This window comes from Enterobacter cloacae complex sp. SHL022 (assembly GCF_049237785.1).
GTDB lineage: Bacteria > Pseudomonadota > Gammaproteobacteria > Enterobacterales > Enterobacteriaceae > Enterobacter > Enterobacter hormaechei_C.
In genome coordinates, this window is sequence record NZ_JBMKJH010000003.1 from 502,132 (window position 1) to 510,536 (window position 8,405).

An 8,405-nucleotide genomic window follows, 5' to 3' on the forward strand; every position below is an offset into this window, starting at 1 on the left:
GACGGTTAGCCAAATTTCAATCGGTTTGCACGGATATTTTTTCTGGAAATATTAAAGCGGTGACATATTTCACAGATTAATAATTATCATGAAATCGGGTCGATAATAAGTGATCCAGCTTACGGCAATTCGCTATCATCAGCATATGATCTCGAACATCTGGCCGATTGAGGGAATAATCGTCGGTCATAAAATATTCAAAACCACATATATACTGTGTGTTTAGTACAATCCATCGGCAGCTTGAAAAGAAGGTTCACATGTTAAACAACATTCGTATCGAAGAAGATTTGTTGGGTACCAGGGAAGTTCCAGCGGATGCCTACTATGGTGTTCACACTCTGAGAGCGATTGAAAACTTCTACATCAGCAACAGCAAAATCAGCGACATCCCTGAATTTGTGCGTGGCATGGTGATGGTAAAAAAAGCCGCGGCTCTGGCGAACAAAGAGCTGCAAACCATTCCTAAAAGCGCTGCAAATGCGATTATCGCCGCGTGCGATGAAGTGCTGAACAACGGCAAATGCATGGATCAGTTCCCGGTCGACGTCTATCAGGGCGGCGCGGGCACCTCTGTCAACATGAACACCAACGAAGTGCTGGCAAACATCGGCCTGGAGCTGATGGGTCATCAGAAAGGTGAATACCAGTACCTGAACCCGAACGACCACGTTAACAAATGTCAATCCACCAACGACGCCTACCCAACCGGCTTTCGCATCGCGGTGTATGCCTCTGTCGTCAAACTGGTCGACGCGATTAATCAGCTGGGCGATGGCTTCCAGCGTAAAGCCGTTGAGTTCCAGGACATCCTGAAAATGGGCCGTACCCAGTTGCAGGACGCGGTGCCAATGACCCTCGGACAGGAATTCCACGCGTTTAACGTGCTGCTGAACGAAGAGACGAAAAACCTGCTGCGTACGTCCGAACTGCTGCTGGAAGTGAACCTGGGCGCAACCGCCATCGGTACACGCCTGAACACGCCAGATGGCTATCAGCAACTGGCGGTACAGAAGCTGGCTGAAGTGTCCAACCTGCCGGTTGTGCCTGCGGAAGACCTGATTGAAGCTACCTCAGACTGCGGCGCCTATGTGATGGTGCACAGCGCCCTGAAACGTCTGGCGGTGAAACTGTCCAAAATCTGTAACGACCTACGCCTGCTCTCCTCCGGTCCGCGCGCTGGCCTGAATGAAATCAACCTGCCAGAGTTGCAGGCGGGTTCATCCATCATGCCAGCTAAAGTGAACCCGGTGGTGCCAGAAGTGGTGAACCAGGTTTGCTTCAAGGTTATTGGTAACGATACGACCGTCACCATGGCCTCCGAAGCCGGTCAGCTCCAGCTGAACGTGATGGAGCCGGTGATTGGCCAGGCGATGTTTGAATCTATCCATATTCTGACCAACGCCTGCTACAACCTGCTGGAAAAATGCATTAACGGCATCACCGCGAATAAAGAAGTGTGTGAAGGCTACGTCTATAACTCCATCGGCATCGTCACCTACCTCAACCCCTTCATCGGCCACCACAACGGCGATATCGTCGGGAAGATTTGTGCCGAAACCGGTAAGAGCGTACGTGAGGTGGTTCTCGAGCGAGGATTGTTGACCGAAGCCGAACTGGACGATATCTTCTCCGCCCAGAACCTGATGCACCCGGCATATAAAGCGAAACGATATACCGATGAAAGCGAACAGTAACCGTTCAGGCTAAGCTTCCGAAAGGCACGTCACTTGTGACGTGCCTTTTTTCTTTATGGGCGTTACCAAAACACAACAATTCAATATCAACTTGTTAATGAGCAAGGCAGGTCTTTATGTTTGGAGCAGAACTCGTCATCGTCCTGTTGGCGATTTATTTGGGCGCACGACTCGGGGGAATCGGCATCGGTTTTGCTGGCGGTCTCGGAGTGCTTGTTCTTACCCTGATCTTTCAGATTAAACCCGGCGCAATCCCTTTTGACGTTATCGAAATCATCATGGCGGTTATTGCTGCTATCGCGGCCATGCAGGTCGCTGGCGGTATGGACTACCTGGTGAGCCTGGCGGAGCGTATGCTGCGTCGCCATCCGAAATACATCACCTTCCTTGCCCCGCTGGTGACCTGGTTTATGACCATTCTCGCCGGTACTGGCCATACTGCCTTCTCCACGCTGCCGGTCATCACCGAAGTGGCGAAAGAGCAGGGTATTCGCCCGTCTCGCCCTCTTTCTATTGCCGTGGTCGCCTCCCAGATTGCGATTACCGCCTCGCCTATTTCCGCGGCGGTGGTCTTCTTCGCGGGCATCCTTGAGCCAATGGGCGTAAGTTACCTGACGCTGCTGGCAATCTGTATTCCGGTCACGTTGATTGCGGTAATGATCACTGCCGTGCTGTGTAACTTCCTCGGTGCCGAGCTGAAAGACGATCCGGTTTACCAGGAGCGTCTGGCAAAAGGTGAAGTGAGCCTGCGCGGTAGCCAGGTCTTCGAGCTGAAGCCGCATGCAAAACGCTCCGTGCTGCTGTTTCTGATTGGTATCGTCGCCGTGATGTTCTACGCGACCGCCATCAGCGACACGGTAGGTTTGATCCAGAACCCGGTTCTGCCGCGTAACGAAGCCATTGTGGTGTTTATGCTGACCATCGCGACGCTGATCAGCATCACCTGTAAAATCGACACCAGCGAAGTGCTGAACGCCAGCACCTTCAAATCCGGTATGAGCGCCTGCGTGTGCGTGCTGGGCGTGGCGTGGCTCGGTGATACCTTTGTGAAAGCGCACATCAGCGATATCCAGACCGTTGCAGGCGACCTGCTGCACAACTATCCGTGGCTGCTGGCAGTAGTGCTGTTCTTTGCCGCGACGCTGCTGTACTCCCAGGCTGCGACCACCAAAGCGCTGATGCCTGCGGCACTGATGCTGGGCGTGACGCCGCTGACGGCGATTGCCTCTTTTGCAGCGGTTTCCGCCCTGTTCGTGCTGCCAACCTACCCAACCCTGCTGGCCGCAGTTGAGATGGATGACACCGGCTCAACCCGTATTGGTAAGTACGTGTTTAACCACGCGTTCCTCATCCCGGGCGTGGTGGCGATTACGCTCTGCGTGATCCTCGGCTTTATCATCGGCGGCATTGTGCTGTAAACGATTAGCCGTTGTAAAAATAGTTAAAAACGGGCCGCTCTGCGGCCCGTTTCATTAATGACCAACCGCCTTGCGTGATATAGTGAAGACTTTCGTGATGAGGAGGTCGACTTGTGAACACGCCTGATGCTGTTGTTGTACTGTGCACCGCCCCTGATGAAGCTTCTGCCCAGGATCTGGCCGCCAAAGTGCTGGCCGAAAAACTGGCTGCCTGTGTCACGCTTCTTCCCGGCGCCACCTCCCTTTATTACTGGGAAGGCAAGCTGGAGCAAGAGTACGAAGTCCAGATGTTGCTCAAAACCAACCTGACAAACCAGCAGGCGCTCCTCGACTGCCTCAAGTCTCATCATCCATACCAAACCCCGGAGCTGCTGGTGCTGCCAGTGGTCCACGGCGATAACGATTATCTCTCATGGCTCAACGCTTCATTACGCTGATCCTGCTGCTGTGCAGCACGTCAGTTTTTGCCGGGTTGTTTGACGCACCCGGCCGTTCGAACTTTATTCCTGCCGACCAGGCATTCGTTTTCGACTTTCAGCAAAACCAGCACGATCTCCGTCTCACCTGGCAGATGAAAGAGGGTTACTACCTCTATCGCAAGCAGGTCAGCATCACGCCGACAAAGGCGAACGTCGGCGCATTGCAGATGCCCGCTGGCGTGTGGCACGAGGACGAGTTCTACGGTAAGAGTGAAATTTATCGCCAGCGCTTAAGCGTGCCCGTCACGGTGAACCATGCCGATAAAGGTGCCACATTAACGGTCACCTATCAGGGCTGCGCAGACGCCGGATTCTGTTACCCACCTGAAACAAAGGTCGTTCCGCTTAGCGAAGTGAAAGGCGCTGCCTCCCCTCTCCCATCAGGGGAGAGGGCCAGGATGAAGGGTGAAGGCGCAGGCGAAGCCACTTCAGACCTTCCGTTCTCAGCACTTTGGGCGTTATTGATTGGTATCGGCATCGCCTTTACGCCCTGCGTACTGCCTATGTACCCGCTTATCTCTGGCATCGTGCTGGGCGGTAAACAACGCCTTTCCACCGCCCGTGCGCTGTTGCTGGCCTTTATCTATGTACAGGGCATGGCGTTAACCTATACGGCGCTCGGCCTAGTGGTCGCCGCTGCCGGGTTGCAGTTCCAGGCCGCCCTTCAGCATCCTTATGTGCTTATCGGACTGTCAGCGGTGTTTATTCTGCTGGCGCTGTCGATGTTTGGCCTGTTCACCCTGCAACTGCCCTCTTCCCTGCAAACCCGTCTGACGCTGATGAGCAACCGTCAGCAGGGTGGCTCTGCGGGCGGCGTGTTCGCCATGGGTGCCATCGCCGGGCTGATTTGCTCCCCCTGCACCACTGCGCCGTTGAGCGCCATCCTGTTATACATTGCTCAGAGCGGCAACCTGTGGCTCGGCGGCGGCACGCTGTACCTCTACGCGCTCGGCATGGGCCTGCCGCTGATCCTGGTGACGGTGTTTGGCAATCGTCTGCTGCCGAAAAGCGGCCCGTGGATGGAGACGGTGAAAACCGCGTTTGGTTTTGTCATTCTGGCGCTGCCGGTATTTCTGCTGGAGCGCATCATCGGTGATGTATGGGGTACACGTCTTTGGGCGATGCTCGGCGTGGCCTTCTTCAGCTGGGCGTTTATCGTGAGTCTGGGGGCGAAGAAACCGTGGATGCGCCTGCTACAGATCCTTCTGCTGGCGGCCGCGCTGGTGAGCGTCCGTCCGCTACAGGACTGGGCGTTTGGCACCCCGGCAGGTCAAACACAGGCTCATCTGAATTTTATACAGATTAAAAACGTGGATGACCTTAACCACGCCCTGGCGCAGGCGAAAGGCAAACCGGTCTTGCTCGATCTCTATGCCGACTGGTGCGTGGCCTGCAAAGAGTTTGAAAAATACACCTTCAGCGATCCGCAGGTACAACATGCGCTGAGCGATACCGTTCTGCTCCAGGCGAACGTTACCGCCAACAGCACGCAGGATAAGGCTCTGCTGAAGCAACTTAACGTGCTCGGGTTGCCTACCATCCTGTTCTTCAATGAACAGGGGGAAGAACAGCCGACGCAGCGTGTAACCGGGTTTATGGACGCGACGGCATTCAACGCGCATTTGCGCAATCGCCAACCGTAAACAACACTTTAGACGGGACAAACCGTTGGGAATAGCGGAGGAGATAACCGTGCAACGCGAAGACGTACTGGGACAAGCCCTGCAATTGCTTGAGATTCAAGGGATCGCCAGCACCACGCTTGAGATGGTCGCCGACCGTATCGATTACCCTCTGGATGAACTTAAGCGCTTCTGGCCGGATAAAGAGGCGCTGCTGTACGATGCCCTGCGCTATCTCAGCCAGCAGGTGGATATCTGGCGCAGGCAGCTGATGCTGAATGAAGAACTGACCACCGAGCAAAAGCTGCTGGCGCGCTATACCGCACTGACGGAGTGTGTTACCAACAACCGTTACCCAGGTTGTCTGTTTATCGCCGCCTGCACCTACTATCCGGATCCTGGGCACCCCATCCATCAACTGGCAGATCAGCAAAAACGAGCCGCGCACGAGTTCACACATGAGCTGCTGACCACACTTGAAGTGGATGATCCGGCAATGGTCGCGAAGCAGATGGAGCTGGTGCTGGAAGGTTGCCTGAGCCGCATGCTGGTGAACCGTAGCCAGGCGGATGTGGATACGGCGCACCGTCTGGCGGAAGATATTTTGCGGTTCGCGCAGTGTCGTATGGGTGGTGCACTGACCTAAGCCAGCATTCCCATCCAGGCGGAAATAAACAAACACAGCGCCATCGCGCGCTGAAATCGCACCATCGCCACGGTGGTGCGGAAAATCCGGTTCACCGCCTTCCCCAGCCACGCCCAGCACAACAAACAGACCACGGAGATCGCCAGAAACCATAGCGCCATCAGCGTAATATCCCGTAATGCATGGTCGCTTGCCGGAGCAAACAGGCTGACAACTGCCAGCGCCATCATCCATGTTTTTGGGTTTACAACCTGTAGTAACGCCGCCGCCCGCGCGGTAAATCGGACGTGACTTCTGGAGGAGAGATTCGCGGCCGGGGCGCTAAACAGCTGCCAGCTCATCCAGGAAAGCCACAGCACACCCGCCCAGCTCATTACCTGACGTATCAATGGATACTGGCGTAACACTTCTCCTGCCCCAGCGCCTGAAACCAGAACAATAGCGCTGGCGGCAATACACCCGCCCAGGATCGCAGGAACCGTATTTTTTACGCCAAAGTGCTGACTGTTAGCCAGTACCAGAATGTTGGTTGGCCCCGGTGTAATCGAGGCGACAAATGCAAACAGCAGGAAGGGTAATAAATTCACAGGTGACTCCTTTTTTATTAGAGCCACGAATGTGCCGTTATTTTCTGGAAACGTCTGGAAGGTTTGTGCACAACCGGCGGTAGTGTGCCGGAGAAATACGGTATGCACGCTGGAACCAGCGACCAAGATGGCTTTGATCGGCAAAACCCACTGCCGTCGCAACATCAACAGGCAGTTCCCCACACGCCAGCATCTGTCGGGCCTTTGCCAGTCGCAGCTGGATAAGCCAGGCGTGCGGTGCCAGGTGAAATTCGCGTTTAAAACAGCGGGTGAGGGTAAAGCGATCCGTACCCGTCTCGCGGGCAAGGTCTGATAGCCCCACGTTCTCGCCGATATGCGCATAGAGATAGTCGCGGGCACGATGCGCCACAGCGGAGCTTTGTAATTGCGACGGGAGTTTCTTACGCCAGTGGCAGTGGGTAGTTATCTGAGAGAGCAGGTTATCCATTGTGCTCTGTTGGACGATCTTCATCTCATCGTTATGCAACGAGGCAAATGTATCACCGATAGCGCGCACCAACTGAGGCTCTCGCGTCAGCGTTTGGGCAAAGTGGAGAGTGTAACTCCCGGGAGTAGAGTCATACAGGCCTTGAAGCGTATGGGTGAGCCAGTGTTCATCCAGATAAAAGGTCAGATAAGTAAAGCCGCCCTCTACCGGCGCATCACCGTCATGGATCTCCCCGGGCTCAAGTAAAAAAGCATCGCCCGGCTGGCTACGGTGGCGTTCACGGCGACAGTGGAACTGCTGCGTACCGGAAAGGGTTATTCCGACCAGATAGCTATCATGCCAGTGGGGATCAAAGGCATGTCCTTCGAAATGCGCCTTAATTGTCTCAATACCTGTTTCTGCATGCTGACGCAGCTCAAGCCAGTCGTTTGCCATACTGCCCTCCTCTTACCGTCAGCATCGTCACATCTTGCCTGAACTGTCTGGAAGATTAGTGCAATTCCAGGGCACAAACGGACAGATTGCCGCAAACTTAAGCAGTTGAACAGCTTTTCCCGAAATAATGTTGACGATCGCGCGCGATTGCGGTTTAATGCGCTCCGTTGCCCGGATAGCTCAGTCGGTAGAGCAGGGGATTGAAAATCCCCGTGTCCTTGGTTCGATTCCGAGTCCGGGCACCACTATTTAAAGAACCCAGCCTATGGCTGGGTTTTTGCTTTTCTGTCCCCGCTACGCATTGAATTTTCCCTTCTGTCAGGTAATAGTGATTTTTTTTCCTGACAATGAAAATGATATGACCTTATCTGCTTTAAAAGCCGGGTCACTGCTCCTGCTGATGATCCTGTTTTATACCGGCCTGTTCACGAGCGATCGCGTCACCTGGTTGATGGAGGTGACGCCCGTCATTATCATCCCACTTCTGCTTGCCACACACCGGCGATACCCTTTGACTCCCCTTCTCTATACTCTGGTTTTCTTCCACGCCATCATTCTGATGGTTGGTGGAATGTACACCTACGCAAAGGTTCCGGTTGGTTTTGAGGTTCAGGAGATGCTCGGGCTTAGCCGAAATCCGTATGACAAGCTCGGTCACTTCTTCCAGGGGCTGGTTCCCGCACTGGCAGCGCGAGAAATTCTGCTGCGCGGTGGGTATGTTCGTGGACATAAGATGACGGGGTTTCTGGTGTGCTGTGTTGCTCTGGCCATTAGCGCCACCTATGAACTCATTGAGTGGTGGGCTGCTTTGGCGATGGGACAGGGTGCGGATGATTTTCTGGGGACGCAGGGCGATCCATGGGATACCCAGTCTGATATGTTTTGCGCGCTGCTTGGTGCGTTAACGACGGTGCTGATCCTTGGGCGTTTCCATCAGCGGCAATTGCGTCGTTTGAATGTGGATAGTGCGCTCTGAGTTGCCGGATGGCGGCTTCGCCTTACGGCCTGCCGTTTTTCAGCAAACAAACGCAAAAAGGCCATCCTTGCGGATGGCCTCTTCACTTGTTTGATGC

The 8,405-nt window shown here is 54.5% G+C and carries 8 protein-coding genes and 1 tRNA gene; 7 read left to right on the forward strand and 2 right to left on the reverse strand.

Going from position 1 to position 8,405, the window contains the following annotated elements:
• Positions 1–260 precede the first annotated feature (260 nt).
• From aspA to ACOTZD_RS09290, 5 genes are all read left to right on the forward strand, one after another.
• Positions 261–1,697: an aspartate ammonia-lyase gene (gene aspA / locus ACOTZD_RS09270; RefSeq protein ID WP_003855923.1), complete on the forward strand. Its 1,437-nt coding sequence runs from the start codon at positions 261–263 to the stop codon at positions 1,695–1,697.
• A gap of 116 nt (positions 1,698–1,813) precedes the next feature.
• A complete protein-coding gene (locus tag ACOTZD_RS09275) occupies positions 1,814–3,115 on the forward strand; it encodes an anaerobic C4-dicarboxylate transporter (protein WP_003855921.1) in 1,302 nt (433 codons plus the stop codon).
• Positions 3,116–3,228: 113 nt separating this feature from the next.
• The gene (gene cutA, locus ACOTZD_RS09280; RefSeq protein ID WP_003855908.1) at positions 3,229–3,552 is read left to right on the forward strand and encodes a divalent cation tolerance protein CutA; all 324 of its coding nucleotides are present in this window, start codon (positions 3,229–3,231) and stop codon (positions 3,550–3,552) included.
• On the forward strand, positions 3,528–5,237 hold the full coding sequence (locus ACOTZD_RS09285; RefSeq protein WP_063159213.1) for a protein-disulfide reductase DsbD: 1,710 nt from the start codon (positions 3,528–3,530) through the stop codon (positions 5,235–5,237). The genes cutA and ACOTZD_RS09285 overlap by 25 nt, the downstream gene beginning before the upstream one ends.
• Before the next feature lie 49 nt (positions 5,238–5,286).
• Positions 5,287–5,862: a transcriptional regulator gene (locus ACOTZD_RS09290; protein ID WP_017383972.1), complete on the forward strand. Its 576-nt coding sequence runs from the start codon at positions 5,287–5,289 to the stop codon at positions 5,860–5,862.
• On the opposite strand, the gene ACOTZD_RS09295 is transcribed toward ACOTZD_RS09290, so the two are convergent.
• Together ACOTZD_RS09295 and ACOTZD_RS09300 are read right to left on the reverse strand one after the other, a co-directional pair.
• The gene (locus ACOTZD_RS09295; RefSeq protein ID WP_003855903.1) at positions 5,859–6,449 is read right to left on the reverse strand and encodes a LysE family translocator; all 591 of its coding nucleotides are present in this window, start codon (positions 6,447–6,449) and stop codon (positions 5,859–5,861) included. The two genes, ACOTZD_RS09290 and ACOTZD_RS09295, sit on opposite strands and share 4 nt — an antisense overlap.
• A 37-nt stretch (positions 6,450–6,486) precedes the next feature.
• Positions 6,487–7,332 (reverse strand): AraC family transcriptional regulator, encoded by an 846-nt coding sequence (locus ACOTZD_RS09300; RefSeq protein WP_003855901.1) that lies wholly within the window; start codon positions 7,330–7,332, stop codon positions 6,487–6,489.
• A gap of 169 nt (positions 7,333–7,501) precedes the next feature.
• Here ACOTZD_RS09300 and ACOTZD_RS09305 point away from each other — a divergent pair.
• Together ACOTZD_RS09305 and ACOTZD_RS09310 are read left to right on the forward strand one after the other, a co-directional pair.
• A tRNA-Phe gene (locus tag ACOTZD_RS09305) sits at positions 7,502–7,577 on the forward strand.
• A 113-nt stretch (positions 7,578–7,690) separates the two neighbouring features.
• A complete protein-coding gene (locus ACOTZD_RS09310; RefSeq protein ID WP_174402183.1) occupies positions 7,691–8,308 on the forward strand; it encodes a DUF2238 domain-containing protein in 618 nt (205 codons plus the stop codon).
• Positions 8,309–8,405: the final 97 nt, after the last annotated feature.

Excerpts from the sequence above, each read along its gene's own strand:
- aspA (WP_003855923.1), top strand. The coding sequence starts at position 261 with ATGTTAAACAACATTCGTATCGAAGAAGATTTGTTGGGTACCAGGGAA.
- ACOTZD_RS09275 (WP_003855921.1), top strand. The coding sequence starts at position 1,814 with ATGTTTGGAGCAGAACTCGTCATCGTCCTGTTGGCGATTTATTTGGGC.
- ACOTZD_RS09285 (WP_063159213.1), top strand. The coding sequence starts at position 3,528 with ATGGCTCAACGCTTCATTACGCTGATCCTGCTGCTGTGCAGCACGTCA.
- ACOTZD_RS09300 (WP_003855901.1), bottom strand. The coding sequence starts at position 7,332 with ATGGCAAACGACTGGCTTGAGCTGCGTCAGCATGCAGAAACAGGTATT.
- ACOTZD_RS09310 (WP_174402183.1), top strand. The coding sequence starts at position 7,691 with ATGACCTTATCTGCTTTAAAAGCCGGGTCACTGCTCCTGCTGATGATC.